Here is a 26,966-nt window from a genome sequence, read left to right as displayed (position 1 = left end):
TTAGCAATCCTCTCCGCACTGACCCCGTAGCCCGCCACTGAGCGGGCTTTTTTGTGCCTGTTGAAAAATACATGACCGGCGGTATTGACCTAATAGAATACCGGCGGTATTGTTCACTCCATCGAGTCACCCAACAGGGACTCGCCAGGGCCTAAGGGCCCGCCGCTCTTTGGTTACACCCCTTGCCGGATCACCACCGGCCCAGATTCAAAGGCAGCGATGAACCGGCCTTAACGGTTCAGAGGGTTGGCAACTGACCCGGGCGTGCAGCGTAAAGCGCCAAGAACAGTTATCCAGCGGGAGAACAAGCCGAAAGGCCCGCGGCTGGAGAGAAAGATTTCCAAGCCAGCTTGAGGAAAATAGCTGGGGGCGGGCCAGATGTATTGGCGGGAAATTCCCTACCAAATGGGAGATAGCGGTTACGCCGGACACCGCAGATTTCACTGGCAGGCCTTCGCAAGAGGGCCTGACGGGAAATCAACCCGGAGACAGCGGCATGCAAATCAATCAGCAGAAAACGGTGCAGGTCGATGTGACTGAGCTGCACCTGCACATCAAGGTCCGCGACGGTTTCGCTGCTGGCCTGAAGGATGCCCAAGGCGAAGAGGTCGGCAGCTATGAAGGCTACGTGCCGGACTTCTTCCCCGGACAGCACTACGGCGACTACCTGATCCTGAACATCGACCTGGAAACAGGCCAGATCAAGAACTGGCAGAAGCCGGCCGCCGCCGACATCGAAAAGATGATCGACTCGAGTGACGACGACTGACGGACCTTTTCACTGATGCCCATCCAGAGCGGTGGGCATCGGGAAAACAACTGGAGGCAAGACGATGAACCTGACTGATCCAAAGCAAGACGAACGAATCCGCGCTGCTCTGCGCAACGCCGACAAGAAAGACCAGCTCCAAGTTGTTGCGGCGGTAACCGGTATCGCCGGAGGTGTTGCCGAGCTGCGCCGCATCATGAACAGCACTGAAGAACTGGCGGTAATGGATCGCGGAATGCTTGCCATCCACCTTGGCTGAATCATCCTCCTGCGCATTCACAGAGTGTGCAGCGGGATGCGGATGAGTCCACACGGCGCAAGGCCGCCCCCTGCATCAATCACCTTTGAGGACCCACCACGATCCGTAGCCAGTAGCTGGATTGTGCGCAGATGGCGACCTGCTGTTTCAGGCCTGCCATCTGGTTTCACAAATGCCTCTAGTCCCCCTGGAGGTATTTGGAAGCCCCGGGGCCCACTGCACATCCCGCCGGGAGGGAGCCGAAAGGTAGCAGCAGCCCGCACATGCGGATTTTCTTTCTTTCCAGCAAGCAACGGGGGATACAGCCATGAAATAGCTCAGTGAAGTAGATATCCCGCGCCACGTAGGGAGGTCTATGTGTCGCACCGAAAGCCCGGGCAATGTTCGGGCTTTTTTACGCGCCTCTACCCGTCAGCACTCCCCCCGCGCCCATCGGCAACCAGCAGGAGGCATGAGTGTTGAACGAATACAGGTGAACCAACCAAGGAGCGAGACCATGAAGCTTTTTGCCCACTCTACCGGGATGCTGGCTCTAAAACCTGAGCGCATCGAAGCCTGCAAAGCAGCCGGCGTCACCATCCTCGGTCTTTTTGAGCGCATGCCGAAAGGCGGTCTTTTGATTGCAGATACCCGCCCTCGAAAGTTTGTTGGCGGCCGAGGCCCTGCTGACCCGGCAGCAACGATGCTTTGCCTCGGCGACACCTTCAAACCTGAAAAAACCTTCTATTTCGAGAGCTTTGAGCGCGCGCTAAACAAGGCGTTAAAGCTCGCCGCCTAACCCCAAATACTGGAGGTCGCCATGAGCGATTTCGGATATTCCGAGGGCGACGTGTGCGCCCGTGATGGCTGCCAAGGTGTAATCGAGCTGGAGCCAGTCAAGGATTGTAGTTGCCACATATCAGCGCCGTGCTGGCGACATGAGAGCGCCGACATGCACTGTCATGACTGTGGGTGGCGCGCCGCTGATGACCCGCTGTGCGTTCGCGATATCTCGTCTATCAGCATGGGCGGCCCGGTTCCATACATCCAAACAAAGCCTCGCGTGCTAGACCCCACCAAGATCGACTGGGTGGACAAGCTCCACAGCAGCAGCTCGATGATTAAGGAGGGAGTTTTCCCTATCGGCACCGAGGCCAAGGAAGTCGAGGAGAAGGTGCACGGAACGTTCGGCGGCAGGTTTGAGCGCTTCAACAAAGATACCGGACACTTCAAATACATCGCTTACACCGACTAACGCCACCCTGGAGGTCGCCATGGCCCGCACTTACGAATATTGGACGGTCAAGGATGGCGAGGACATTGCCGTCACCCTGAGCGTCGTTTCCTTTTCCCAGTCGAAAGGGAATTTTAGCTGCCGAGCTGCTGATCCTGAAGAGTACTTCGGTCATTGCGAAATCGAGTGGGATTCGAAAGACGACACCAGCTTCATGACTGAATCCGAGATCGCCTCAATGGAGGAATGGCTTGTAAGCGAGCATTCCGAGTATCTGGCCGATCAGGACTACTACGACTAACCCGCCACTCTGGAGGCATCCATGGAACACGAAATAGTTGTTGAGGGGTTTGTCCTCCAGGTGGGAGTGACCCATTGCGTGAATGAGCCTGCACGGCCGGGAACGTGGGATAGCGACTGGGACGCCCAGGGCTGTCGGGAACTGGAATTCAAGTTGGTTTCGGGCATCTGCTACGACGAAGACGGCACTCGCATGGATGTTCCGGACTATCAACTGCCGGTGCTGGCCCACCAGTACGGGCCGCAGATCACGCTGGCGCTGTGGGTTGAGATCGACGCCATCAAGCGCCGGCAACGGTGGGCAGCATGAGCCGTGCAAACGTTATCGCGGTGGGCATGATCGATGCTCGCTTCGAATGCATTCGCAACGGCGACACGTCGTCTCAGTTGTTCGCCGAAACCAGCATGGCCATGGAAATGGCCTATGCGTTGGGCGCCATCGATGACGGCGAATTCTTCCACTACAAGGAACGCTACAACCGCCTTTATCAAACACAGGCGGAAGCGTTTCTTGCGGATATCCGAGCGAGGTCTGCGCAATGAACACCATGACCCTGGCATTTACCCACACGTCCTGGCTCGGCGCACTGTCGCTGGCCTACGACGCCGGTATCGAAAACGTCCACGCCTGGAGCCGTAGGGCCTGCCTGTGCGGTGAGTGGACCGTGGCTTATGAGGTGAAAGCGTAATGAATAATCAATTTGAAGCAGGTCAGACGGTCTACAGCATCCACGGCGAAGCGGCCTCGTTCGTTGCGCAGACCTCAAGCGGTTATGCGGTTGAGCCGATTTATGAACAGGAAGACGGTGAGCCTCACTACGGCCCGGTGAAGTCCTGGCCCGAGGTCTACGCCGAACCACCAGTTGCAAAGCTGCACGGAAAGGTTCAAGAGCTGGAAGGCCGAATTAATGAGCGGCGCAAAGAGCTGAACGATCTTTCCAGCGAAAAACGCACCATGGAGAGCGATCTTGCCAACATGCGCAAGCGCCATGAAGAGAACGACCAGCTTCGAAACCTGGACCTGTGGATTTCCGGAGCGGTGACGCACTTGGTCAAGATCGACCACTACAGCGGCTTCTTAATCGGCACGGTCGAGTCGATCCTTGGCTATGACAGCGACAAGGAAATGCGCCTGCTCTCGATCTACGGCGGGACTAAAAATCACTACCGCTGGAAAATGGCCGCCTACTCCGATGGTAGCGGCTCAAATACCGAGGTTCTCTTGGCAACGTCAGAAGAAGAGGCTCGGCAAGTTGCAGCAAAGTGGTACGCCAAAGAGGTCGCGTCTTGCGCTCGCAACAATCAGGATCACGTAGTTATCAGTCTGGCTAGGTCAGCGATGAAGTACGGAATTCCTGTATCCGATGAGCTGCGGGAGAAGATCGCCAAGAGTGAAGTAGAGGGCCGGAAGCGCATTATCGAATCCGCGCAAAAGGAATTCGAACGGGCAAAACAGCGGCTTGATGAAGCTGTTGCAGCCGCCTCACTGCCTGCGACGCCATGACCACCCACCAGCGGCACCGGCGCCGCGCCATCCGCTGGACCTCGGCCATCGTTGGCCTGACCTTCCTCACCATCGTTCTACTGGGCCCAGCAATCGGCGGCCTGATCACTCAATAACCCACACCTTCAATCGCTGCGAGCATCGCAGCAAGGAATCCCCATGTCCGCAGTAATGAAGCAGGACGACAACACTCCTGCGATGTCGGAGGCCGCGCTCGTTGAAGTACTGAGCAGCAGCCTCTACCCCGGCGCCGAAAAGAACTCTGTAGTGATGGTGTTGGCTTACTGTCAGGCCGCGCACCTGGACCCAATGTTGAAGCCGGTGCACATCGTCCCGATCTGGAACTCGAAGACAAAAAAGATGCAGGACACGGTGATGCCTGGCATCGGCCTATACCGCATTCAAGCGGCACGCACCGGCCAGTACGCCGGAATCAGCGAGCCTGAATATGGCCCTCTAGTAACGGCGAAGCTGAGCGGCGTAGAAGTCACGTATCCCGAATGGTGTCGTGTGACGGTCAAGCGGCAGATGAGCAACGGTCTGGTCGCCGAATACACGGCCAATGAGCGCTGGCTTGAAAACTACGCGACATCGAGCAAGGACACTGCGGAGCCCAACGCCATGTGGAAGCGCCGAGCATTTGCCCAGCTCGCCAAGTGCGCTGAGGCTCAGGCACTGCGCAAGGCTTTCCCTGAGGTCGGATCAGCGCCAACGGCCGACGAGATGGAAGGAAAGACATTTGAGGAAGCCGCCAGAGACGTCTCGCCGGCGCGGCAGCCCACACCGGAACCGGACGCCAAACCTGCCTATCCCGACGAACTGCTGACTGAAAACATCGAAAAGTGGCAGCCGCTGATCGACGCCGGTCGCACCAGTCCCGAGCACATCATTTCCAACGTCATCAGCAAGTACTCATTGCGCGATGACCAGATCGAAACCATCACCAACCTCAAAGCCCTCGATGGAGACGCAGCATGAAAATTCACAACGTAGCTCAAGGCTCCGCCGAGTGGCTTGCCCTCCGCGCCCAGTTCCGCACCGCCTCCGAAGCCCCAGCGATGATGGGCGCCTCGAAGTACCAAGCCCGCACCGACCTGCTTGCTGCCAAAAAGACCGGCATCACACCGGACGTCACACCCTCTCAGCAGTTCATCTTCGATAAAGGCCACGCAACCGAAGCCATGGCTCGCCCGCTGGCCGAAGCACTGATCGGCGAAGAGCTGTATCCGATCGTTGCGACCGAGGGCAACCTGCTGGCCTCCATGGACGGTGCCACGATGCTCGGCGAGACCCTGTTCGAGCACAAACTGTGGAATGAGTCGGTCGTGGCCCAGGTGAAAGCCGGCGAACTGGCTCCGCATTACTACTGGCAGCTTGAGCAGCAACTGCTGGTTAGCGGCGCTGAGCGAGTGATCTTTGTTTGCTCGGATGGCACCGCGGAGAACTTCGTGCACATGGAGTACCGGCCCGTCGCCGGCCGTGCGGCCCAGTTGATCGAAGGCTGGAAACAGTTCGAGGCAGACCTGGCCAACTTCGAGATGGCCGACGCCCCTTCAATCGTCGTCGGCAAAGCCCCGGACGAACTGCCAGCGCTGCGCATCGAACTGACCGGGATGGTCACCGCCAGCAACATCCAAATCTTTGAGCGGTCCGCTCTGGCTGTAATCGACTCGGTAAAAACTGAGCTGGCAACAGACCAGGACTTTGCAGACGCGAAGAAGGCGGTCAAATGGTGTAGTGACGTCGAGAGCGCGGTGGATGCGGCTAAGACGCAGGCATTATCTCAAACCGCGACCATTGCTGAAGTCTTCTCGTCGCTGGATCGTATCAGTGCCCACGCCCGCGAAACGCGCCTGAAGGTCAATAAGCTCGTGCAGGCCCAGGAGCTGTTGGTGAAGACCACCATCAAGCAAAAGGCCGAGCTCGCGCTTGCGGAACACATCGCCGGGATCAACAGGACCTTGGGCCAGGTGGCGCTACCTAATGTGCACGTCGACTTCGCCGGCGCCATGAAGAACAAGCGCACCATCGCCAGCCTTCAGGACGCAGTTGATACCGAACTGGCCCGGGCAAAGATCGACGCGAGTCAGGCGGCGGATAGCATTCGCTTGAACCTGACCAGTCTGGCGGAGCTCGCTGTTGATCACGCCTTCCTGTTTAGCGATGTGCAGCAGCTGGTAACCAAAGCCAACGATGATCTGGTGACGCTGATCAAATTCCGAATCTCCGAACACCAGAAGGTGGAGCAACAAAAGGCCGACGCGAAGCGTATTGCCGAAGAGCAAGAAGCCCAGCGCCTGGCAGCTATAAAGCCAGAGCCAGTCGTGGATAAGGTCGCGACACCGGAGCCTGTCCGCACCGCCCCGGTTCAGACTTCAGCACCCGTGACCCAGGTCGCAAAGCCCGTAACTACCCAAGCGGTCGAGCAGGTAGCGCTTCAGGCCAGCGTGACGGACTTCGAGGCACTGGTGAGGGGCGTAGCAAATGGTCAGGCGCCGATCACGCTGCTTTTGGTCAACTGGGAGGCTCTCGACGCAATGGTCGCGGCGCAGGGTTCAACCTTCAGCATGGCCGGGGTGACACTCGGCAAGGCGGCAGCATGATCAGCATCCTCCATAACGAAGTAGAGCGCCTGCGCCCAGCCCAGGAAGAACTTGCCGCCCAGGTCGCTGAGTTTGTGGCGGCCGGCGGGCGGATTGAGGAAGGCCCGGCCAGCGGCTACATCCCCAAGCCAATCACCTACAGCAACCAGATGCCGCCGGCGCCGAAGCCCCTCATGCGTCGGCGGGCTGAGCCAGCACAGCTTGCGCAAGATTCAGTCGATATGCGCACTCAGCAGCGCTTAAAGCTTGCCGAAAAGGTACGCGAGTTAGCCGCTGACAATCCAAAGTGTGAGGTCGCCAACATCCTGAACATTGACCGACGAACCGTCAGCAAGATCGGTAATGACTTCAACATCACTTTCAAAACTCCAACCCGTGGCGGCTCTCTCAACCTTGAGCCAAAGAAGGTTGATGATGATCGTGATGCAAGGCTGGCCGAACGAATCCGCGCCTTCTTGGAGCTTGGTATCAGTCGCCGGAAGTGCTGCGGGAAGCTGGCCATCGCCTCAAAAGCCTTTGAGCGGATCATTGCCAAGCATGGGATCGACTACCCGAAGCTTGTCCGTAGAGCATCCGTATGCGCCGCATAGCCCGCACCCAGCAACGCAAACGTCAAACCTGGCTCGCACTGCCGGCCAGCGGAATAGAAGAGGTAGGCCATGGCTGCCGCGCAGAAAGACCGATCGGCAAAGACTGCGGCGAGGCGAAAGACTCGCGGCGAGGCGAAAGACTCGCGGCGAGGAAGAATTGCGACTCCACACCATGGCCGGCACCCGCCAGGCCTTGGCTGACCTGATGGCCTGGCACGGCATCGAGGAACAGGGCGAGGCCATGACCTTGATGATTCACCACCTGCACGGCCTGGGCCCGGCGGGATCGGCTCAGTTTCTCGCGCCGCCGCGACACGAATACGTGATACCCGAAAACGTGTCGGCAAAACTGCAGCTCGCCTACAACCGCGAATCACTCCGCATTTGCCACGACGAATAACCCACCCTACTCGCTGCATCCGGTAACCGGAGGGCGGCGCTTACCCGGAGAATCCCCATGACCAAGCAAGCACAGCAAACAGTACTCGCCGCCGAACTCCCGGAGCGCGGCCAACCTCTGGCCGGCGGTGTGTTCGTCACCCGCTACTGGCTCAACGGCGTTGAGCGCGCCCTGATCCTTCTGCCCGACGAGCTCAGCGGCCCATGGGGTGAGTATGGCGTCGAGATCAACGGTGCAGGCAGCTACAGCGACGGCGAAGCCAACACCCGGGCGATGGCCGAGGCTGGCAGCGTGATCGCCGTTAAGGCCCTGGAGCTGGACGGTTTCATCCCGTCTTGCCTGGAAGGCCAACTGCTGATGGCGGCCAAGGCTGATGGGCTGGTGAAGCTCCGCGAGGATCGCTGGCACTGGCTGAGTTCGCAGCGCTCCGCCTACAACGCCTACCTCATGGACTTTGGAGCTGGCTGGCTCGTCAGCAGCGGCAAGTACGACGAGCGTCTCGCGCGCCCTCTCCGCAGCCTCCCTATTCAGTAATTCATTCCTTCAATCGTTTTTCGCAGGTGATTCCCGGGAGCGCCAGGACGGCGCTCAGACCAGAAGCTCGTCGGGAAGCGCCGGCTACCTGCAACTTATCTCGCTCACAGGAGCATCTCATGCGCGCCAATGAACTGACCACGTACACCCGTGGTGATCTGACTATCAGCAGCCCGGACGAAGGGGTGGTGCTGAAACTCGCAACCCTGGCCATCGCCGCAGCACCAGCCATTGCGGCAAGCGACATCCCGGCCATCGGCGAATACTGGCCCGGTGAAGGCGGCGTGAACGGCGGCCTGTTCCCAGGCGGTGACAAGCCCTACTACCTGATCGTGCCGACGGGCGCAGATGCCGAGTCCACTCTTGAGTGGGGCGGCTACGGCCAGGAACTCGACGGCGCCAAATCCTCATGGGATGGCCAGGCCAATACCGCGTATCTGGCAAACAGCAACCGGGAGCACGATCACCCGGCCGCCCAGTTCTGCGCGAACTTCGAGCGTGACGGGCACAAGGACTTCTACTTGATGGCTCGTCGTGAGGCGTCCTTCCTCGAAATCACCGTGCCGGAAGCGTTCACCCAGTCTTATCACTGGACGAGCTCGCAGCGCTCCGCCGACTACGCCTACGCCATGGACTTTGAAGATGGCTGGCTCAGCTACGACGTCAAGGACAGCGAGCGTCTCGCGCGCCCTGTCCGCAGAAAGTTTATTTGATCATTCAATTCTTCATTCATGGGTGCGATAGCACCCTTGCTTTTCAGGAGGCCAGGGATGGCACTGCATACGGATTTGGAAATCCACAAGGTGGCCGAGGAGTTGCTGGGTCTTTCGCTTGACCTGGTGCGCAATATCCCGCGCGACCTGAAACAGGTTGTCGGGGCAAAGATCCGGGACGAGTGCTTGCAGGTCCTGGTGCTGATCGGCCGGGCCAATATGACCCGGGACAAACTGCCCCAGATCAACCTGCTGCTGGAAAGCATTTGGATGCTCAACTACTTGCTGCGCGCCCTCACCAATCGAGGGTTGATCAGCAAGGGGCAGCACGCCAAGGCAATGAAGATGACGGCCTCAGTTGGCCGCCAGGCAAACGCCTGGAAGAAGTCCGCAATCGCGCCCGCTGCTTGAGGGTCAAGGCCCTCTTGCCTGTGCGCCAAATCTGGTCGAGCCGCTGACCTATGGGTCACCGCCATGCGCACAACAGAAACCGCCGGTCTAAAGCGTCCGCGTAGGTCTCGCGCAGTTTCCAAGCTGATCGGCACTGCCTTCGGTTTGGCGATGTAGATAGCTCGACAGGTCGCAGCGCTCCGCCAACAACGCCTACAACATGGACTTTGAAGATGGCTGGCTCAACAACAACGACAAGAACAACGAGCGTCTCGCGCGCCCTGTCCGCAGATTTAAGTGTTGCTCCATTCCAGTTCGAGGATCTCGTCCAGGCTTACTACGACTGCCGACGCAACAAGCGGAATTCCGCAAGTGCTCGGCAGTTCGAGAAGGACATGGAGATCAACTTGCTGGAGCTGTACGACGACCTGCTTGCCGGCACTTACCGCCCAGGCCGATCCATTTGTTTCGTGGTCACCCGACCGAAAGCCCGGGAGGTATGGGCGGCAGACTTTCGGGACCGCGTCGTCCACCACCTGATGTACAACCATGTGGCACCTCGCTTCTACGCCAGCTTCATAGCGGACAGTTGCGCATGCATTCCTGGGCGCGGCACGCTGTACGCCGCCACGCGGCTTGAATCGAAGATCCGCAGCGCCAGCGAGAACTGGTCGAAGCAAGTCTTCTACCTTAAGTGCGACCTGGCCAATTTCTTCGTCGCCATCGACAAGGCCGTGCTGCGCAAGCAGCTGGAGGAGCGAATCACCGAACCCTGGTGGCTGGCCCTGGCAACGCAGATCCTCATGCACGACCCGCGTGAGGACTACGAGACGTGCAGCCCGGCCCACCTGTTCAATCGGGTGCCGCAGCACAAGCGCCTGGTGGCGCAGCCCGCTCACCTCGGCCTGCCGATCGGCAACCTGTCGTCGCAGTTCTTCGCCAACGTCTACCTCGACGCTCTGGACCAGTTCGCCAAACACCAGCTGCGCGCTAAACACTACATCCGCTACGTCGATGATTTCGTGTTCCTGCATGAGTCGCCGCAGCAGCTCAACCAGTGGCTGGCCGAGGTCGAAGCTTTCCTGCCCAGGCTCGGCGCCAAGCTGAACCCCACCAAGACGATCCTGCAACCCGTGGATCGCGGCGTGGACTTCGTTGGGCACGTCATCAAGCCGTGGCGACGAACCACTCGCAAGCGTTCCCTTGCCCAAGCGCTGAAGCGCACCGCCGCAGCGCCGGCAGAAGATCTGCGCGAGACCGCCAACAGCTACTTCGGCCTGCTCAGCCAGGCAAGCCACAGCCACGCAGACCGGGCAGCCCTTGCACGAGTCGTGCTGAAGCGCGGCAACAGCGTCAACGCCGCGCTCACCAAGACCTTTCAGAAGAAGTAACTCCCCCACTCCACCGCCAGGCCTAGCCCGGCAAGGACTCCCCGTGAAACGAATTTACCTCAGCGGACCCATGAGCGGCTTGCCAGGTCTGAACTTCCCCACCTTCCACAGCATGACCAGCAGCCTCCGCGCCAGCGGCCACACCGTCACCAATCCCGCCGAGATCAACCCGGAAGGCGGAACCTGGAACGACTGCATGCGACGCGACATTGCCGCCCTGATGGACTGCGACACCGTGGCCACCCTGCCCGGCTGGGAGCATTCAAAGGGTGCCCGCCTGGAAGTCCTGATCGCCGAACGCCTAGGCATGACGGTTGTGAATGCCCATGACCTGGTAACGAGGGAGGCTGTATGAGTCGATTCTGTTTTTGTAACTGCCCCGCGGGCTTCTCCGCTGATCCTGAGCGCCACGCGCCTGATTGTCCCGGCCGATCCGGCGCAGGCAAAGCACGAACTCCAGTTCCAGCCACCACGCCGGCGTTGACGGTGAGCGCCGCTGAAGAACTGGACGCTGCGCTGCACTGGCGCAACAAGCGCGCTCAGGCGATCCGCGAGCGTGACGCCCTGCAACAGCGCCTGACCGAGGCGGATGAGCGGGTGGACGTGCTGGAGACCGCGTTATGCAAGATCAAGGTGCGCCTGGATGCCTACGCCGAATCCGATATGCGTATGCCCGAGCCTTCGGTTGAGGTCTGCCAAGCGATTGCAGATGCCGCACTCAAGCCAGCAGAGGGTGGCGGCGATCACGCCAAGCATTACGAGTGCATAGGAAAGGGTGGTGACTACACCGTTGTAGCAATCGCTCAAGGTGCCGGAACCCTCAAGGGCTTCAACCACTACGTCTACAAGAACGCGGATGGCGTCCACTTTGTCCGGGACCCGGAAGACTTCCTTTCGCGCATGCAGATCAAGCCCTAACCCAACTCCCCGCCTACTGCTGGTGCCTGCTGGCACCACCCCAGAAAATCTTCACTCCCCCCAGAAAATCTTAATTCTCGGCCCTCTCCCTCACTTTTTATTAACTCAAAGTCAGCCGCTATAGCGGCAAGGAACCCGGCATGCCTGAAGAAAGCCAAGTCGCCAAGCCTCTCCAGGTGGAGCGTTCGACAGTAACGAAGCTGGTGATCACCGGCGCACCGAGTCTTGACCCGATCACCGTCTTCCTTGAAGACCTGGCACCGTGCAAGGGCAAGATCACCGTCAGCTGCTGGGGCAAGAGCTGGACCGCCTACTGGGGTGGCATGTGGGATGGCCTGAGCATCGGGCAGTTTTTCTGCGAGTTGAACACCGGCTACATCATCGGCTACTTCGATCAGGCAATGAGCTCTCGGCAGTTCAGCGCTGAGGCGCTGGCCAACAAAGTTCGTCGAGAAATCCTGCAGATGCGAAGGTCTCGTGATCTCGACGAATCCGATGCCCGAGATCTGTATGACGAGGCGGAGGACATCCGATACGTGAACTCCATGGACTCCCTTGGCGGCGCACACTATCAGCTGATGCAACAGGTTCTTGGTGATGAGTGGTGGCATCTAAGCGCGGATGCGACAGAGCCAAATCCGGACTGGGATTATCTCGAACGAATCATTCATGCAGTGCAACAGGCACTCCGTCTGGAACAACAGCGGGTGACGCCATGATCGCCACCCTCTGGTTCGCCTACGTCTTCATCTACAAGGGGCCGATGCCATGACGCAGACAATGCAGGATCAATTCGAACAAGCCTTCAGCGACGATAACGGCAAGGTGCCGGTGGCATTCATTAAGCTGCAGCGCTTGGGCGACAGCTACAGCGTGCCGCGCGTTGCCCGGGCCTGGTACTGGTTCAAGCGCTCCCGCGAAACCCTGGTGGTGGTCCTGCCAACGGTTGGCCCCTCGCCGGTACCGCCGGAAGACGCCATCGACGACAGCTTCTTTGACGCCCATCACGCCAAGATACGCATGCGCAATGGCTGCTTCATGGCCATTAAAGCTGCTGGCATCACAATCGCGGGGGAGTCGAATTAATGAGCGACGAACTGAAACCATGTCCTGAGTGCGCGAGCGACAACCTGGAGCTGGATAGCAGCTGCAGCGCCGGGCTCAGCTGGGTCATCTGCCGCGACTGCGACTTCACGCTGCAAAAGAAGGTGCCCGAGGAAAACATCTGGCGGCACTGGAACAAGCTGAAGAAAACGCAGAAGCCCTAACCCCAATCCCCCTACATGCCTGCCGGTGAGCGGCCTCAAGGCAATTGGCTGTCGATCCAACGCTCAGCAGCAGCCGTTGCCTCATCAATTGCTGCTGGGTAGTCGTGCCAAGGCCCGGTCAGCTCAGCCGCGACCTCGCCCAGCCCGTCAATTTGCGCGGGCTCGATGATCTTCGCGGCAATCGGTGCGTCGTCGTTCGGGCGCCGCCAGACGAACTTGAGAAACATTGTGTGGCCCCGGTAGGCGTGCGCAATCGGGATATCTAGTTGGTGTGGCATGCGCCCTCCTGGCGACCGGGTGGATTGAATACCCGTTTTACACCCATCCAAGCGACACAGATATCTAGGCAAAACGCCATTACTCCATTCCCCTATGTGCCTGCCGGTGAGCGGCGGGTGAGGTATTCCTATGTCAGCAGTTCAGCGATTCCACGAAGCAGCCAACGACGCCCTGGTTAAACTCAGCGGCTACTGCCCGCCAGGCGCCAAGCTTGCCCTGGTCATTGTCACCCCGGGCGAGCCGGAGCGAGACATCATCCTGGAAGACCAGGGCCTGGATAGAAACGAAGTGGTGAGCGCGCTGCGCCGGCGCGGCCTGAGCATCGACGGCGACAACACCTACAAGCGCGACCTCTGCGATTCGATTGTCGGGGCCCTCGCCATGGGCGCCCAGAACACCAACCCGCCTCCGGTGGATCACTGGGGCCAGCGCTTCTGGGATATCGGCCGGGAGGAGCGTGCGATGCAGGAAGAGCTGCTCGAAAGCCTATCCAACTTGGTCGGCCTGGCGAAACTCGGCGCCGCCAGGCTCGACAAGTACCACGCAGCCCTTGCCCACGCCGAAGCGGTAATCGCCAAAGCCACCCGCTAACCCACCTTCTGCCGCCCAGCGCGGCAAGGACACCCCATGTACGCAACGAAAATCACCCTGCTCATGACGGCCATCGTGTTGTACGTGGCGGGGTCCACCTTTTGGTTTTTCTGGCAGGTGCCGGAGCTGCTCTCCACCGGTACCGACCAACACCTGATCGCAGCATTCGCCGGCACCGTCGCCTGGATGCTGCTCACCTTCGGTTTCATCATCCACATCATCAAGACAGCGCGGCCTACAGCGGGCGGCGGGAGGTAGGCATGGACGACATTCAGTTTCTGTCGCATGAAGATGTCTGTGAGCTCACAGGCGCCAAGACAAAAGCCGGGCAGATACTTGTCCTGTCCCGAAATGGCATTCGCCACACCATCAAACGCAATGGCTGGCCATGCGTGATCTCCGCATCACTACTAGTTGGAAAACATGACCGGCAGCCTGAGAAAGTCGAATGGCAGCCTCGGATGGGAATTCAATAAATGGCAAGACGACCCACTAACCCCGGCAGCATTCCCCGGCTGAGAAAGCGACTGCGCCCCGGGGGAAGGGTTTATTACTACTACGACGCAGGTGATAAGCCGCGCCGGGAGATCGCTCTAGGATCTGACTACGGTGCCGCAATTGTTGAGTATGCCCGGCTTGAAAAGAGCCGGGCCGCCAATGCAATCGTCGCCCAGGTGCTGACATTTGAGTACGTAGCGAACAAATACATGGATGAAGTGGTACCGACAAAGTCCATGGCCACCCAGAAAGACAACATTCGCGAGCTGAAGCAACTGCTGGTCTTCTTCAATGACCCGCCCGGGCCGTTAGAGGCAATCGAGCCGAAGCATGTTGTTCAGTACCTCCGCTATCGGTCGAAAACGGCAAAGGTGCGAGCCAATCGGGAAAAGGCTCTACTCAGCGCAATATGGAACTTCGCGCGCCAGAGCGGCTATACGTCACTCGCAAACCCTTGTGCTGGCATCAAAGGGAACAAGGAGACCGGCCGGGACACCTACGTCGAAGACGAGATGCTCGCTGCGGTGTACCTGCATGCGGACCAGCCACTCAAGGATGCACTAGATCTGTTCTACCTCACCGCCCAGCGCATTGGTGACACACTGAAGATGGACGAGCGCGACTTACTCGATGGTCAGCTGCTCATCAAACAGGGAAAGACCAGTGCGAAGCGCCGGATTGAGGTTGTTGGGGAGCTGAAGGTGGTCATTGACCGTATTCTTGAAAGGAAAAAGGGGCACAAGATTCGATCAACCAAGCTCGTTGTAATGGACAACGGACAGGCGATGACGGCGAGCATGCTCAGAGGGAGATTTGACGCGGCCAGGTTGAAGGCCGGGATCGAAAAGTCTGCGTTTCAGATGCGCGACCTGCGCGCAAAAGCTGCAACGGACAAGGAGGAATCGACAGGCAGCATCCGTGATGCACGAGACCAACTCGGGCATACAACTGTCGGAATGACAGAGCAATATATTCGGCGCCGCAAGGGCCTGAAAGTGCTTCCAACCAAGTGAAAATCCGTTCCGCAATTAATTTGGCACCCTTGAAAACAAAGGCCTTCAAGGCCTCGCTTTCAAAACAATTGCGGACCGGATACGACGATAACGTATTGATTTATATAGCTTTGAATGCGGACTTAAAATCCCCCGCTCGTAAGGGCGTCCCGGTTCGATTCCGGGTTCGGGCACCATAGATATCAAGGGCTTGCATGATGAACTTCATGCAGGCCTTTATCTTTTCTGCTCCGCAATTTTAGACTCTGCTCCGCAATTATCCCTCCCTCGGCGTCCTGCCGACCGAACACGAACTACCAAATTGCCCACGACTCGTGGTGCTTGTCGTATGGCCGCGTTCGGCCAGAAGCGGGAGTTCAGGTCATGGAAAATAAATCTGTCCCGTTATGACTGGTTCCGTTATTACTGCATCGCTTAGATACAGTGAAAAGTTCGCGACCGAGAGCTCGTGCAGTGTCCATATGAACCTTCGGATCCTGCATTTCTGACTCGAGTAGGAGTTCGGACGTCACTACGCATGCGCCGCAATAGTCGAAGATCCCATGGTCAATCTGCGTCTTCATGGCGTCGGCATAGCCGTGCCGCTCATAGGTTCCCCCATCGGCACCGCCGACACCGACAAGATGAACGCGCAGGTGACGAAGCTTCTTCACCAGCTTGGCATCCGAACTGTAATCAAACGCCCAGCCATTGGCGAACACGCGATCGATCCATCCCTTGAGAAGCGCTGGCATCGACCACCAGTAGATGGGATAGACCAGCACAAGGGCATCGGCGCGATCGATCCGCGCCTGCTCGGCGGCAACATCAGCGGGAGGCGGTTCCTCCCTGTGATGGACAGCGAGATCAGCCGCAGTGAACCTTGGATCGAACGCTTGCGCCGAGAGGTCCGCGATTTCGAAGGAGTTGCCGGGATCTGCCAGGGATACGCCTTCGGCGATTTGCGAAGCGAGGCTATGGGTGAGGGACTGGGGATCGTGATGGGCAACAACGATAAGCGCGTGCATGTCGAAAACTCCTGCTACTGATTGAGGGCGAAAGGGCGAACCCTATATACTATTGGTAAGTTACGCACAGTAAGTTACTTTTGGTATATAGCCATGTCAAGCATCGAGACAAGAGAGCAGGGTTCCAGACCGCAGCCGCGTCGGCGCATGTCAAGGGAAGAAAGGCAACGACAGTTGCTGGACGTCGCCTGGCGGCTAGTCCGGGAGGAAGGCACGGAAGCCTTGACGCTTGGACGGCTCGCCGAACAAGCTGGCGTGACAAAACCCGTGGTTTACGATCATTTCAGCACGCGGCCCGGGTTGCTGGCGGCGCTCTATCAGGAGTTCGATGCTCGCCAGACCGCACTCATGGACGCCGCGCTTCAGACGAGCGAACCCACCTTGCAGGACACGGCGACGGTCATCGCATCGTCTTACGTCAACTGCGTGCTTCTTCAGGGCAACGAGATACCCGGTGTGATCGCGGCGTTGGCCAGCTCACCAGAGCTCGAAAAGATCAAGCGCGAATACGAAGCGATCTTCATGAACAAGTGCCGGATGGCCCTCTCCCCATTTACCAGAGAGGGTTCTATCGCGCCCGCGAGTCTTCGGGCGATGCTCGGTGCGGCCGAGGCCCTATCCCATGCCGCCGCAACCGGAGAAATCACACCCGAGCAAGCGCAGGACGAACTCTTCGAAACGATCATCGCAATGGTCGACAGAAGCGCGCGCGGTGGCACGTAAAGTGTCGACGAGAGCGGTGAGCTGAGCGTCTGGTGAATCGAAGGGCAAAACACGAATCTATCCGACGTTGCACCGGACGTCCGAAAAGGGTCGATTGTAGCCGGTCGCGAAAGACCTGAACCGGCCAGAAGCGAACACTCAATATAACTCCTAGTCACCATGGTGCAGAATGCTCTTCCAAAGAGTGGCGGCCTCGATTACCGCCGCCATAGATGATCCTGATACCAGCCATCAAGGCAGATAGCCCGGCAGCATAAAGCGTTGGCGAATGCTGACTCAGCCATGCAAGCACGATGAGCCAGGTGTCTGGTTTGTCTGGCATGTTGGGCGTCGTAGCTGCGCTGATTAAAGGTAAGTCGCTGATAAAGTTCAGGCTCGGAGAAGAGCATATGGCCACGTGTTACGATCGGCTGCGTTAAACGGATATGTCCCCCAGGGGAACCTGGTACACGATCTAATGAGCTGCAAAATGAGAGGCGAAATATGCAATTTAGAAAACACTACCCAATACTGATCGCTATGAGCTGTCTTCTCTTAACAGCGTGTGACACGAGGAAAGATCAGATTTATCAGGTCGTCCGTTGCGTTATGGCAACAGAGACTGTGGCCGGCGGCGCCCCTGGTGAAGTGGGGATCAAAACCGGGCAGGCGGTTGCTCAATATCAGAAGGACCATGGCCTAGATATGAACTACGAAGAAATTAAAGATCTCGCAGAAAAAGCACGAATAGAAATAACAGGAAATCCGGAGTTGCCAATGCCTGCTCAGATTGATCGAGCAAAAAAAATCATGGCTTCGGATCAATGCAAAAATAGTTATCCCTGATTAATTTGCTTCGCAAAATAATTTCGCAAATAAAAAACCGACTATGTGGTCGGGCCTCTATCAAACTCGCCGTAGGCAAAATATTAACTATGGGGAAATAATTTTCTCAGCCGTGCGGGAATTCAAGCGGCCTCATTCATCTTGTAAGTTATCCCACCAATTGGGCGTAATGCCTTGGCGTCAATGTCATAGCAGGCATCGAAGCAGAGCTGCACAAAAGGCTCCCAGTCCCTCCCCCAAGCTGCCGGTGGGAGCTTGATGCCGTACTCCCCTTCCAACCAGGCACGAAAGATCTCTGGCTTGATGAATGGATCAGGGTTCGAAGACTGCCCGCCCTGGTGCATGTATCGATAGCGGCGAAATACACCCTTAGCGACGTACGCAGCACGATCACGCTTGCTGGCAGTCATGCGCTCTACTCGGGAGCAAGCCTGGTTGAAAACTGCCTCTTCCGCATCCTCCCGATCATCATCGGTCGGCTCTGCCGCGTACATAGCATTGCCAAAGGCGCGTAGCAGGTAATGGAGACGCGCTATCGCCGACTGGATGTGACCAGCAAGCGCTCCGTGCACCGCGTGATTTGCAGTAGGTCCTCGCTGGGTACTCTGCACCACTACTCCAAGCTCTGCGGCATCTGAGGATTGGCCAGGCGCTGGGTTGTCGTTGCAGTCATGCCATGCCTGGCGCGCTGAATTAATCTTCATGCGACAGCCCTCTTCAGCTCTCTAGTCTTCGCTCGGTAGTCGGCGGTCATCGCCTTTAACTTTTCGACCGTGTACTTCTTGGCCTCATGAGGTCCCTCCAACCACTCAACTGCCTCAGCGCCTAGCGCTATTGATATGTGGCTGATCGAGAGCGAAACGCTCGAACCGTGCGAATGACCTGGCAAGCAATGCGCCCCGCGAATCCCAGCGGAAGAAGGGAGATTCAACTGAACAGAATTAGCGGTCCCGATAGCCTCGGCTGGGAACACCGGACCTCATGCACCCTGCCCCACTCAACCAGGGCATTCAGAGCTGTAGCGTGCATTTTGTAAGGGCCTTTTGCCCAGGGATTCACCTCGAAAGAGATCGCCCGGGAGGCAGGCATTGAGGGAGGCATGAGTGTTGACGAATACAGGTGAACATCCGGGACAACCGGCTGGCCGTCAAGCAGGGTAAAACCATCAACCATCACGGGGCTTACGAACTGGGTTGAGCAGCAAGGCGGCACAGAAATAGCCGACAACGTTCGCGGCGCGTTGGATTCATGTTCGACCAGTTGCTGGGAGCAGATTGTTACAGCAAACTCAATCCGCTCGCCCCACCTAAAGGAACTGAAATCACATGAAGGATCAACCCAGCCCTATCCCCCTGGTTATCCTTGACGTTCAGGACGCCATTGATCGCCCGAACTGGGACGGAAAAAATAATCCTGGGTACGTGGCGGTAATCCAACGCCTTCTTGATCTATGGCGATCAAACGACTGGCCAGTTCTGCACGTGAAGCACGATGAACGAACTCCTACATCTAGTTATTACGTCCATGGCCCGTGGAATGGCATCAAGGAAGTCGTTGCCCCGATAAAGGGAGAAGTCGTCATCATCAAACATGAAAACTGCGCCTTCATTGGCACCGAGTTGGACGCCACTCTCAAAGGGATGAAAGCAAAGCAGTTGGTGCTAACGGGGGTCGTCATTCATAACAGCATGGACGCCACGGTCCGTGCGGGCAAAGCACTCGGATACAGCATCATTCTTCCCTCCGACGCCACAACTGCTGTGCCCGTCGTCGGGGCGAATGGAAAGACCTGGGACGCCAAAACTGTTTACGACCTGACCTTGGCAATACTTGGTGATGAATATGCCGATGTTATGTCATCGGACGAAGTGATCGCACAGTTCACGTAAGGCTAAGAGGCTTCCTCAACCGCCCTGCCTCAGTATGAAGGCACCTATTGATGCGATAACAGTCGCTAGCGCCAGATGCAAAAAGCCCAGCGCTGGTTGGGCGGTTGGCTACCACAGAGCAACTCGAAAGCTACTGATATCTCGAATGCTCGCACGCTGCCTTCAGTCGTTGCATCGCATCCGGCGCCATAGGCGCGGTCATCATTGACCTGTAGGTCATGCACTCTTGAGTTTCATGGGGCTTTGGAATATCAACGTGACTCGAAGCGCACCCCGCCAGCAGCACCACCGCTACCGCCGCTATAAAAATCCGCATGTCGTTCCCTCTGTGGTTTGGCGGGACTGTAGCACTTATAGGACTGCGCAAAAGCTCGGCCCCTAGTCGTGTTTTACCAATCACATGAATGTTCAGTAAGCGGCTCATCAAACTGGACAAGGACGACTCGCGTGTAGCTACGGGCATTCATCACCCCCAGCAAAAACAGCGTCCTTTCTGCTGAGCCGCACGGGGTGTTTCCCGGCAGTCGAACCTCGATGTGCGCAGAGAGCAGCATTTTTTCCATAAGCTGGAAGTTTGAAACCTCTATACCTCAAGTCACGCAGATTCCACTACCAAGTCTGTTAATGGAACCGCACAGCAGGTCAAGACATGATTGCTCATTTGCTCTTCTGCAGATACCGCTGATGCACTTTGTTGGTCAACGCACCCAGAAACGACTCTCACTTTACATTGACCACAAAACCCTGCACGACATCCATAAGGTAATTGCACACCCGCTTGCTCAGCCTGACGCAATAAAGGCTGCTGATTATCGCCTAAGAAGGCGACTCCATTGACTATCAGGTTAACAGGCCTAAACTCAGCCTGAGGGATAATAGCAACATTGAAGGTTTCTTGATGATAATGTGACTTAGGCACACCGAGCTTCAATAACTCACACCGAGCATATTTCATGAACTCATCAGGACCACAGGCAAATACCTGCCGTTCGCTTACCTTAGGAATCCCCTTGAGCAACTGAGTATCTAAGCGTCGCTTTGGCCCGCCCCATAATTCATCAGGCCGAGTTAATGCGACAATAACTTTCAGATTAGGGTTAACGCTCTTAAGATAATCAATCTCTGACTTAAAAGCTATGTCTTCCCGAGTGCGGCATTGATAGTAGAGATAAATATCAATATGCCTTTTATTATCATAGAGGTAACGCAGCATAGAAATCATTGGTGTGATACCGCTGCCCGCAGCAAGCAATAGAAGCTTATCAGCAGTAATATCGAGATAAAATTCACCGGCAGGTGATTCCATAGCTAACTTGTGCCCCACCTGCAAGCGATCATGTAACCAGTTCGAGACACGCCCACCGGGTGCTCGTTTTACCGATATTGCATATAGCCCCGCGCGCGAAGGCGTTGACGATAGCGTATAGCGACGCGTGAAATACTGACCGTCTATTTTAAGCGTTATAGGAAGATGTTGCCCTGGAAGGTATGAGGGAAGTAAATTGCCGTTTCCAGATTCAAACCAGAAAGTACAAATATCGTGAGAGACGTTCTCCCGCTTAGCACAAATCAGACTTAGGCGTTGAGTGGCACTGACGTTAAATACCTCCCGGGGCTTCTCTTCTAAAACCTCGATAAAATCCCCTACTCTAATCACTCCTTCGTTGAGGGCAACAAGATTATGCCCGAATTTAATATTTCCTTGTTCATCGCTTCTGAATTCAGACAGTGTTTTTAACGGCTCTTTTTTTGCATCGAAGATTGTGCTTTTCGGATCAATCGTTGTGAGAACACATCGCGTGCAGGGTTTAACTCCCTCAAAGATAACGTCACCAATACGAATTCGCTTCCAGCTATCCTCATCGAAAGCATTCGTTCCACTGACCACTAGATTAGGTCTAAAATGGGTCATTGAGACATTCTCGATGCTGCGCTCATTCAGCGCGGCCAGAGAGGCCTCACTGATAATAAGCAAAGGGTAACCGTCAGCGAAACTGATGTTAAATGGAATAGCCTCACGCGTTCTATTTGATTGTTCACCGGTATAAAGCAGTTGCACCGGGGCACTCAAAATAGCCGAAAACCATTGATTCGCCTCATCGGTGGTAGTAAAGGCAATAAAGTTATCCTTGAACACATTGGTACCAGCCTCAAGCATCATAAAATCCGAATACTTTAATACGAGACGTTTGCATTGCGCATAGGTTAAATATAATCCCTCCGCAAATAGCGCAGCGGTTATATTAAGTAACTGCGGGAACTCACGGGCCGTTATCATCTCGCCATCTTCACGCGCCACCATAAAGCGGCGATCGAACGCAATCCCCTGCTTCTCAACCCACACTTGTGACTGGCTGATTCCACCCGTCGATTTAACAGGATAAAATGTTATCTCAGTTAAATAAGGTTTATTCGTCAAGGTCACCTGATCCTCCGGATATTTTTAGACCGAATTGAATTATCAGATCGAAGAGTAGTTTTCCAAGCTATATCCGCGGGATATTATTTCGTTCCTGAGCGCCAGGGAGGTCAAAACATCAATCTCTTTAACCCGAGGGTAGCAATATGAACTCCTTAGAATGACATCATCTAAAAATGCGGGATGACACATTATCTCAAGACTCATACAACCTCGCTTATCGGCATTCTCTAGTATTTGCAGGATAAGCGCCTCTGAAACGGCCTCTCCATAAAAACTGGAATCGAAATAATTGGTGGCACGGGAAGTATTTACTTGAATATTAAATTTTTTAGCTTCAGTGCGGTCTATCCGCAAAGGCAATGATTTACTGCTTGCGAAGCTCTCAACCACGGGATAAATTTCTGGCAGCATATGCACAAAATGATGGCTGTCCAAATGTGTAGGGACCCTCCCAAAAACCTCTATAAACTTCTCAAATTGCGCATTTAATTCGACTGCTATCTCTGCGGGCTCCAGCATTCCCTTTTCTGCATATCCCCACAACCATTTACCTAGCTCCCCGGTTTCATTAACCAGACTTTTCATAGCCGTTAACGGACGTCCATAGGTCAAAACAAGGTGAAGCCCGACACCTAAACCTGGGTTTTTCTGACTCAGTTCAGCTGCGTGTAACGCATAAGGAGAGGTAACCATGGCGGTTGTCGACGTGACGATGCCGTTATTGTAGGACTCAACTATCCCGTAGTTCTGGCCTTTGCTCATGCCAAAGTCATCGGCATTAACAATTAAGATTTTTTTCATTTTGCTCCTCTCGTCATGTTCAATACTCCTCTGAATAGCGGGCTAAAGCAGAGAAGCGGAGCCTAGGGGAGATCTGAAGTAGCCAGCGTTTTTGATGCCGTCGTTGATTGGGGTCAAAAAAACGCTGCAACGCCATCCGGTCTCAAAACACGCATTTATAGGCCCGACGGAAATTTCGGCGGTTTGGGCATACCACCCCTTTAAGCGCCCGCCCCGGTCTGTTGAGCACCGACCAAGCACTCAAGCGCCTCACCCAAGCCTGTGGCCTTGTCACCAATCAACAAGTGCCAAACACCGCTTTCCAGCTGGCTGAGACCTTGGCAACCCAGCGCAGTGAGATCAGCTTCGGACAACCCCGACTCATCCCCCAACTCCACCCGCAACCGCGTCATCGCCACCGCTTCCAACTGCCGCACATTCCCCCTGCCACCCAACGCGCTCAGCCATTTCTCGGCTTCCTGCACATCCACCGCCATCGGCTTATCCAAGGGCGCACCCGTCACAGGTGCTCTGACAACAAACGAAGGCATGGCCAACCGAATTTCATCAGCAATGCAATCCGCCATCGGCCCGACCACCACCTGCAAACTCCCGCCGCTCCCTGGCCGCACAACAGCTATCGCGCCGAGTGCTTTCAGCTCCGCGTCCACCGCCTTGTTGCGGTCGACCATGTCCAGGCGCAGACGGGTGGTGCAGGCGCCGACACTGAGCAGGTTGTCGGCGCCGCCCAGGGCGCGGATATAGGCACTGGCCCGCTGGCTATCACTCATTGCTTGGGCCTGTACCACCTGGATATCTTCACGGCCAGGGGTCTTCAGGTTGAACCGACGAATGCAGTAGTTGAACACGCTGTAGTAGATCACCGCGTAAGCCAACCCCACAGGAAACACCAACCAACCATTGCTGGACTTGCCCCAACCCAGCACCATGTCGATAACCCCTGCGGCGAAGGTAAAGCCCAGGTGGATATCCAGCATATTGGTGACAGCCATCGACAGGCCAGTCAGCACCGCATGGATCAGATACAGGAATGGCGCGAGGAACATAAACGCGAATTCAACCGGCTCAGTCACTCCGGTCAAGAACGAGGTCAGCGCCATCGACAGGAAAATCCCGCCCATCACTTTGCGGCGTTCAGGCAGGGCGTTGCGGTACATCGCAAAGCACGCAGCGGGCAGGCCGAAGAGCATCACCGGGAACATGCCGGTCATGAATTGGCCGCCTTTGGGGTCGCCCGCGAAGTAGCGAGCGAGGTCGCCAGTGACCACGGCGCCGGTCACCGGATCGGTAAAGGTGCCGAACACAAACCACGCCATATTGTTGAGGATGTGGTGCAGGCCAGTGACGATCAGCAGGCGGTTGACCACCCCAAACACAAACGCGCCGAGGCTGCCGCTTTCCATCAGCAGCACGCCGAAGCTGTCGATACCGTGCTGGATCGGCGCCCAGATCAAACCAAAGATCACCCCCAGTCCAACCGCGCTGAACCCCGTGATAATCGGCACAAACCGCCGCCCGCCAAAGAACGCCAGGTACTCCGGCAACTTGATGTCCTTGAAGCGGTTATACAGCGCGCCTGCCATCAAGCCACTGGCGATACCCGCAAGCATGCCCATGTTGATAGAGGTGTCCATCCCCTTGAGCGTGGAGACCATCACCAGGTAACCAATCGCACCGGCCAAACCCGCCGTGCCGTTGTTGTCACGGGCGAACCCCACGGCGATGCCGATGGCGAAGATCAGCGCGAGGTTGGCGAAAATTGCCTGCCCGGCGTCGTGCATCACCGCGATGTTCAGCAGGTCGGTGTCGCCCAGGCGTAGCAGCAGGCCGGCGATCGGCAGGATAGCGATCGGCAGCATGAGTGCCCGGCCCAGGCGTTGCAGGCCTTCGATAAAATGTTGATACATAGCATGTCTCCTTTTGTTGTTGTTATCAGCTCAGCGGCCAGTGGTGTTGACAGGCTTGGCGGACGGCTTTGGCACTGCTCAGGTCGAGCAGGCCTTGGCTCAGTTGCCAGCATTGCGCCGCGTCCAGGTGGCGGACGCGGTCCTTGATTTCACCGATCTGCGGCGGGCTCACCGACAGCTCGCTGACGCCCAGACCGACCAGCACCGGCGTAGCCAGCGGGTCGGAAGCGAGGGCACCGCACACACCGACCCAACGCCCGTGTTTAGCCGCGCCGCTGCAGGTCTGGGCGATCAGGCGCAGCAGCGCCGGGTGCAACGCATCGACCCGCGCGGCGAGGCCGGCGTGGTCGCGGTCCATGGCCAGGGTGTACTGGGACAGGTCATTGGTGCCAATGGACAGGAAGTCCGCGTGCCTGGCCAGTTGCTCGGCCATCAACGCAGCGGCGGGTACTTCGATCATCACTCCCAGTTCGGGGCGCTGGGTCAGTTCCAGCTCTGCGCACAGCTCATCGAAGCGCTGGCGGATGTGCAGCAGCTCGTCGACTTCGCTGACCATCGGCAGCAGGATGCGGCAACGCGCCAGCGGGCTTACCTGCAGCAGGGCACGCAGTTGCTGGTCGAGCACCTCAGGGCGGACCTGAGCCAGGCGAATACCGCGCAAGCCCAGCACCGGGTTGGTTTCAATCGGCAGCGGCAGATAATCAAGCTGCTTATCGCCGCCCACATCGATGGTGCGGATAATCACGGACTTGTCGCCCATGGCATCCAGCACGGCTTGGTAGGCCTGGCGCTGTTCCTGCTCATCCGGCGCGGTGCGGCGGTCGACGAAGAGGAATTCGGTGCGCAGCAGGCCGACGCCATCGGCGCCGCTTTCAAAAGCAACCTGGGCTTCGACGCTGGAGGCGACGTTGGCGGCCACTTCGATGGTCGTGCCATCAATGGTGTTCGCCGGCTGTTGGGCCTGGGCCTGTTGCTGTTGGCGACGCAGCTTCTGTGCGTCGCGAATCTGGTGCACTTCGGCGCGGCGCGCTTCGGTGGGTTCCAGTTCCAGGCGACCGTTGACGGCGTCGAGTACCACCCATTGGCCTTGGGGAACATCGAGTACTTCGGCGCCCAGCGCTACCACACACGGCAAGCCTTTGCCACGAGCCAGAATCGCCACATGGGAAGTCGCACCGCCTTCGGCCATGCAGAGGCCGGCAGCCTGCTGGGCACTCAATTGCAGCAGGTCAGACGGCGTCAACTCGTGGGCGCTGACGATCGCGCCGGCAGGCAATCCGAAGTGCCAGGCTTCACCTTGCAAAGCTCGCAATACGCGTTGTTGCAGATCCCTTAGATCATTTGAACGCTCGGCGAACAGTGGCTTGCCCAAGGCCAGCAATACCCCGCATTGCGCCTGGATCGCATCGTGCCAGGCGTGGGTAGCGGCGCTGCCGTTTTCGATGGCGCCGGTAGCCGCCTCCAGCAGTGTTGGGTCCTCCAGCAAGGCGAGATGCGCCGCGAAGATATCCTCTTCCTGGACGCTCTTACGCTGGCGGGCATGCTTCAGTGTCGTGCGGATTTCGCTGCGCACTTGCTCCAACGCTGCGTCCAGGCGTTGCAGTTGTTCGTCGGCGGAATGGTTGCCGGTGTCGGCCGGCAGTTCGATACCGGTCAGGTGAAACAACGGCCCGTAGACCAGTCCCGGCGCAGCACACACACCTTGCAGCACACCGGCTTCACTGCTTGCCCGGCGTGGAGCGACGATGGCCGGGGCGTGGTGTTCTTCTTTAATGACGACGGATAAGGCCGCGACCAACGCCTGCAGCGCCGCGTCAGCATCCTTTCCGACACAGTTCACACGGACTTCATCACCTTCGCTAATGCCCAGGCTCATCAAGCCGATCAGGCTGGCGCACGACGCCGATTTACCGGCGAAATGCAGCTGCGACAGGCTGCTGAAACCCTGGGCGGTCTTGCGGATCAGCGCGGCGGGCCGCGCATGCAGGCCGCCGCGATGGGTGATGCGCACGCTGGCACTGGCACGCGCCTGGGCGGTGTCGGCCATCACGGGCTGCACGACGCCAGCCTGACGCGCAACGATGCGCAGCAGGGCTTCGCCGACCTTGACGGCGTTCACGGCCACGGGGCGCAGTTCGAACTGCTCACCGTTAGTGAGG

The 26,966-nt window shown here is 57.3% G+C and carries 36 protein-coding genes and 2 pseudogenes; 29 read left to right on the top strand and 9 right to left on the bottom strand.

Annotated elements, in window-relative coordinates; all coding sequences use genetic code 11:
- Positions 1-496 precede the first annotated feature (496 nt).
- The 22 genes from JFT44_RS22215 to JFT44_RS22110 all read left to right on the top strand — a co-directional run bounded on the left by JFT44_RS22215 (position 497) and on the right by JFT44_RS22110 (position 12,852).
- Positions 497-769 (top strand): hypothetical protein, encoded by a 273-nt coding sequence (locus JFT44_RS22215; protein WP_198831159.1) that lies wholly within the window; start codon positions 497-499, stop codon positions 767-769.
- 64 nt (positions 770-833) lie between these two features.
- Positions 834-1,028: a hypothetical protein gene (locus tag JFT44_RS22210; RefSeq protein ID WP_198831158.1), complete on the top strand. Its 195-nt coding sequence runs from the start codon at positions 834-836 to the stop codon at positions 1,026-1,028.
- Positions 1,029-1,524: 496 nt separating this feature from the next.
- Positions 1,525-1,806 carry a hypothetical protein gene (locus tag JFT44_RS22205; protein ID WP_198831157.1) on the top strand — a complete coding sequence of 94 codons (282 nt, stop codon included), beginning with the start codon at positions 1,525-1,527 and terminating at the stop codon, positions 1,804-1,806.
- Between the two features lie 21 nt (positions 1,807-1,827).
- Positions 1,828-2,262, top strand: a complete 435-nt coding sequence (locus JFT44_RS22200; RefSeq protein ID WP_198831156.1) for a hypothetical protein — start codon at positions 1,828-1,830, stop codon at positions 2,260-2,262.
- 19 nt (positions 2,263-2,281) lie between these two features.
- Positions 2,282-2,542, top strand: coding sequence for a hypothetical protein (locus JFT44_RS22195; RefSeq protein ID WP_198831155.1), 261 nt, complete (start codon positions 2,282-2,284; stop codon positions 2,540-2,542).
- A 21-nt stretch (positions 2,543-2,563) separates the two neighbouring features.
- Positions 2,564-2,851 (top strand): hypothetical protein, encoded by a 288-nt coding sequence (locus JFT44_RS22190; RefSeq protein WP_198831154.1) that lies wholly within the window; start codon positions 2,564-2,566, stop codon positions 2,849-2,851.
- The gene (locus tag JFT44_RS22185; RefSeq protein WP_038440773.1) at positions 2,848-3,084 is read left to right on the top strand and encodes a hypothetical protein; all 237 of its coding nucleotides are present in this window, start codon (positions 2,848-2,850) and stop codon (positions 3,082-3,084) included. Before JFT44_RS22190 ends, JFT44_RS22185 begins: the two co-directional genes overlap by 4 nt.
- A complete protein-coding gene (locus JFT44_RS22180; RefSeq protein WP_169862700.1) occupies positions 3,081-3,230 on the top strand; it encodes a hypothetical protein in 150 nt (49 codons plus the stop codon). Before JFT44_RS22185 ends, JFT44_RS22180 begins: the two co-directional genes overlap by 4 nt.
- Positions 3,230-4,045 (top strand): hypothetical protein, encoded by an 816-nt coding sequence (locus JFT44_RS22175; protein WP_198831153.1) that lies wholly within the window; start codon positions 3,230-3,232, stop codon positions 4,043-4,045. The genes JFT44_RS22180 and JFT44_RS22175 overlap by 1 nt, the downstream gene beginning before the upstream one ends.
- Positions 4,046-4,216: 171 nt before the next feature.
- Complete coding sequence (bet, locus tag JFT44_RS22170) at positions 4,217-5,023, top strand: phage recombination protein Bet (protein WP_198831200.1); 807 nt, start codon at positions 4,217-4,219, stop codon at positions 5,021-5,023.
- Positions 5,020-6,648 carry a YqaJ viral recombinase family protein gene (locus tag JFT44_RS22165; protein ID WP_198831152.1) on the top strand — a complete coding sequence of 543 codons (1,629 nt, stop codon included), beginning with the start codon at positions 5,020-5,022 and terminating at the stop codon, positions 6,646-6,648. The genes bet and JFT44_RS22165 overlap by 4 nt, the downstream gene beginning before the upstream one ends.
- Entirely contained in the window at positions 6,645-7,238 is a 594-nt protein-coding gene (locus JFT44_RS22160) for a hypothetical protein (RefSeq protein ID WP_198831151.1), read from the top strand. The genes JFT44_RS22165 and JFT44_RS22160 overlap by 4 nt, the downstream gene beginning before the upstream one ends.
- A gap of 172 nt (positions 7,239-7,410) precedes the next feature.
- Positions 7,411-7,638, top strand: a complete 228-nt coding sequence (locus tag JFT44_RS22155) for a hypothetical protein (protein ID WP_198831150.1) — start codon at positions 7,411-7,413, stop codon at positions 7,636-7,638.
- Positions 7,639-7,695: 57 nt separating this feature from the next.
- Positions 7,696-8,172: a hypothetical protein gene (locus JFT44_RS22150; RefSeq protein WP_198831149.1), complete on the top strand. Its 477-nt coding sequence runs from the start codon at positions 7,696-7,698 to the stop codon at positions 8,170-8,172.
- Between the two features lie 119 nt (positions 8,173-8,291).
- Complete coding sequence (locus JFT44_RS22145) at positions 8,292-8,885, top strand: DUF1566 domain-containing protein (RefSeq protein WP_198831148.1); 594 nt, start codon at positions 8,292-8,294, stop codon at positions 8,883-8,885.
- Positions 8,886-8,942: 57 nt separating this feature from the next.
- Positions 8,943-9,296 (top strand): four helix bundle protein, encoded by a 354-nt coding sequence (locus JFT44_RS22140; RefSeq protein WP_198831147.1) that lies wholly within the window; start codon positions 8,943-8,945, stop codon positions 9,294-9,296.
- 212 nt (positions 9,297-9,508) lie between these two features.
- Positions 9,509-10,666: an RNA-directed DNA polymerase gene (locus JFT44_RS22135; protein WP_233098405.1), complete on the top strand. Its 1,158-nt coding sequence runs from the start codon at positions 9,509-9,511 to the stop codon at positions 10,664-10,666.
- 43 nt (positions 10,667-10,709) lie between these two features.
- Positions 10,710-11,021, top strand: coding sequence for a DUF4406 domain-containing protein (locus JFT44_RS22130; RefSeq protein ID WP_198831146.1), 312 nt, complete (start codon positions 10,710-10,712; stop codon positions 11,019-11,021).
- A 131-nt stretch (positions 11,022-11,152) separates the two neighbouring features.
- Positions 11,153-11,584, top strand: a complete 432-nt coding sequence (locus JFT44_RS22125) for a hypothetical protein (protein ID WP_198831145.1) — start codon at positions 11,153-11,155, stop codon at positions 11,582-11,584.
- A 140-nt stretch (positions 11,585-11,724) separates the two neighbouring features.
- Entirely contained in the window at positions 11,725-12,303 is a 579-nt protein-coding gene (locus JFT44_RS22120; RefSeq protein ID WP_198831144.1) for a hypothetical protein, read from the top strand.
- A 49-nt stretch (positions 12,304-12,352) separates the two neighbouring features.
- Entirely contained in the window at positions 12,353-12,670 is a 318-nt protein-coding gene (locus tag JFT44_RS22115; protein ID WP_198831143.1) for a hypothetical protein, read from the top strand.
- Positions 12,670-12,852, top strand: coding sequence for a hypothetical protein (locus JFT44_RS22110; RefSeq protein ID WP_065948844.1), 183 nt, complete (start codon positions 12,670-12,672; stop codon positions 12,850-12,852). Before JFT44_RS22115 ends, JFT44_RS22110 begins: the two co-directional genes overlap by 1 nt.
- Positions 12,853-12,887: 35 nt before the next feature.
- Here the strand turns inward: JFT44_RS22110 and JFT44_RS22105 are convergent, their stop codons facing one another.
- Positions 12,888-13,130 carry a hypothetical protein gene (locus JFT44_RS22105; RefSeq protein WP_198831142.1) on the bottom strand — a complete coding sequence of 81 codons (243 nt, stop codon included), beginning with the start codon at positions 13,128-13,130 and terminating at the stop codon, positions 12,888-12,890.
- Between the two features lie 130 nt (positions 13,131-13,260).
- Here JFT44_RS22105 and JFT44_RS22100 point away from each other — a divergent pair, with 130 nt between their 5' ends.
- The 4 genes from JFT44_RS22100 to JFT44_RS22085 are packed head-to-tail and all read left to right on the top strand — an operon-like array spanning position 13,261 to position 15,233.
- The gene (locus JFT44_RS22100; protein ID WP_198831141.1) at positions 13,261-13,722 is read left to right on the top strand and encodes a hypothetical protein; all 462 of its coding nucleotides are present in this window, start codon (positions 13,261-13,263) and stop codon (positions 13,720-13,722) included.
- Positions 13,723-13,758: 36 nt separating this feature from the next.
- Entirely contained in the window at positions 13,759-13,980 is a 222-nt protein-coding gene (locus JFT44_RS22095; protein WP_198831140.1) for a hypothetical protein, read from the top strand.
- Between the two features lie 2 nt (positions 13,981-13,982).
- Complete coding sequence (locus JFT44_RS22090) at positions 13,983-14,198, top strand: DUF4224 domain-containing protein (protein WP_029294919.1); 216 nt, start codon at positions 13,983-13,985, stop codon at positions 14,196-14,198.
- Positions 14,199-15,233, top strand: a complete 1,035-nt coding sequence (locus tag JFT44_RS22085) for a tyrosine-type recombinase/integrase (protein ID WP_128593487.1) — start codon at positions 14,199-14,201, stop codon at positions 15,231-15,233.
- A gap of 356 nt (positions 15,234-15,589) precedes the next feature.
- Here JFT44_RS22085 and JFT44_RS22080 read toward each other — a convergent pair whose 3' ends face one another.
- Entirely contained in the window at positions 15,590-16,240 is a 651-nt protein-coding gene (locus tag JFT44_RS22080) for an NAD(P)H-dependent oxidoreductase (RefSeq protein WP_057959519.1), read from the bottom strand.
- Positions 16,241-16,333: 93 nt separating this feature from the next.
- Here JFT44_RS22080 and JFT44_RS22075 point away from each other — a divergent pair, with 93 nt between their 5' ends.
- Complete coding sequence (locus JFT44_RS22075; RefSeq protein WP_120732797.1) at positions 16,334-16,963, top strand: TetR/AcrR family transcriptional regulator; 630 nt, start codon at positions 16,334-16,336, stop codon at positions 16,961-16,963.
- Positions 16,964-17,138: 175 nt separating this feature from the next.
- Here JFT44_RS22075 and JFT44_RS22070 read toward each other — a convergent pair.
- Positions 17,139-17,285, bottom strand: a pseudogene (locus JFT44_RS22070) (phage holin family protein); the annotation flags it as partial.
- A 161-nt stretch (positions 17,286-17,446) separates the two neighbouring features.
- Here JFT44_RS22070 and JFT44_RS22065 point away from each other — a divergent pair.
- Entirely contained in the window at positions 17,447-17,788 is a 342-nt protein-coding gene (locus JFT44_RS22065; protein WP_057959517.1) for a hypothetical protein, read from the top strand.
- A 122-nt stretch (positions 17,789-17,910) separates the two neighbouring features.
- On the opposite strand, the gene JFT44_RS22060 is transcribed toward JFT44_RS22065, so the two are convergent.
- Together JFT44_RS22060 and JFT44_RS22055 are read right to left on the bottom strand one after the other, a co-directional pair.
- Entirely contained in the window at positions 17,911-18,492 is a 582-nt protein-coding gene (locus JFT44_RS22060) for a hypothetical protein (RefSeq protein WP_120732793.1), read from the bottom strand.
- Positions 18,489-18,614: pseudogene (locus tag JFT44_RS22055) on the bottom strand (recombination protein NinG); the annotation flags it as partial. The pseudogene JFT44_RS22055 and the gene JFT44_RS22060, both read right to left, overlap by 4 nt.
- A 499-nt stretch (positions 18,615-19,113) precedes the next feature.
- Between JFT44_RS22055 and JFT44_RS22050 the strand changes: the two are divergent.
- Entirely contained in the window at positions 19,114-19,677 is a 564-nt protein-coding gene (locus JFT44_RS22050) for an isochorismatase family protein (protein WP_057959515.1), read from the top strand.
- A gap of 595 nt (positions 19,678-20,272) precedes the next feature.
- Here JFT44_RS22050 and JFT44_RS22045 read toward each other — a convergent pair.
- The 4 genes from JFT44_RS22045 to ptsP all read right to left on the bottom strand — a co-directional run.
- Complete coding sequence (locus tag JFT44_RS22045) at positions 20,273-22,102, bottom strand: hybrid-cluster NAD(P)-dependent oxidoreductase (protein ID WP_128593930.1); 1,830 nt, start codon at positions 22,100-22,102, stop codon at positions 20,273-20,275.
- A gap of 36 nt (positions 22,103-22,138) precedes the next feature.
- On the bottom strand, positions 22,139-22,900 hold the full coding sequence (chbG, locus tag JFT44_RS22040; RefSeq protein WP_057959512.1) for a chitin disaccharide deacetylase: 762 nt from the start codon (positions 22,898-22,900) through the stop codon (positions 22,139-22,141).
- A gap of 200 nt (positions 22,901-23,100) precedes the next feature.
- Positions 23,101-24,807, bottom strand: coding sequence for an N-acetylglucosamine-specific PTS transporter subunit IIBC (nagE, locus tag JFT44_RS22035; RefSeq protein WP_198831139.1), 1,707 nt, complete (start codon positions 24,805-24,807; stop codon positions 23,101-23,103).
- Between the two features lie 25 nt (positions 24,808-24,832).
- The coding region (ptsP, locus tag JFT44_RS22030) for a phosphoenolpyruvate--protein phosphotransferase (RefSeq protein ID WP_198831138.1) at positions 24,833-26,966 on the bottom strand (2,134 nt) is incomplete at its 5' end.

This window comes from Pseudomonas sp. MF5691 (genome assembly GCF_016405645.1).
GTDB classification, from domain to species: domain Bacteria; phylum Pseudomonadota; class Gammaproteobacteria; order Pseudomonadales; family Pseudomonadaceae; genus Aquipseudomonas; species Aquipseudomonas shahriarae.
Note: the sequence above shows the minus strand (reverse complement) of the source record. Positions and strands in the feature narration are given on the sequence as shown.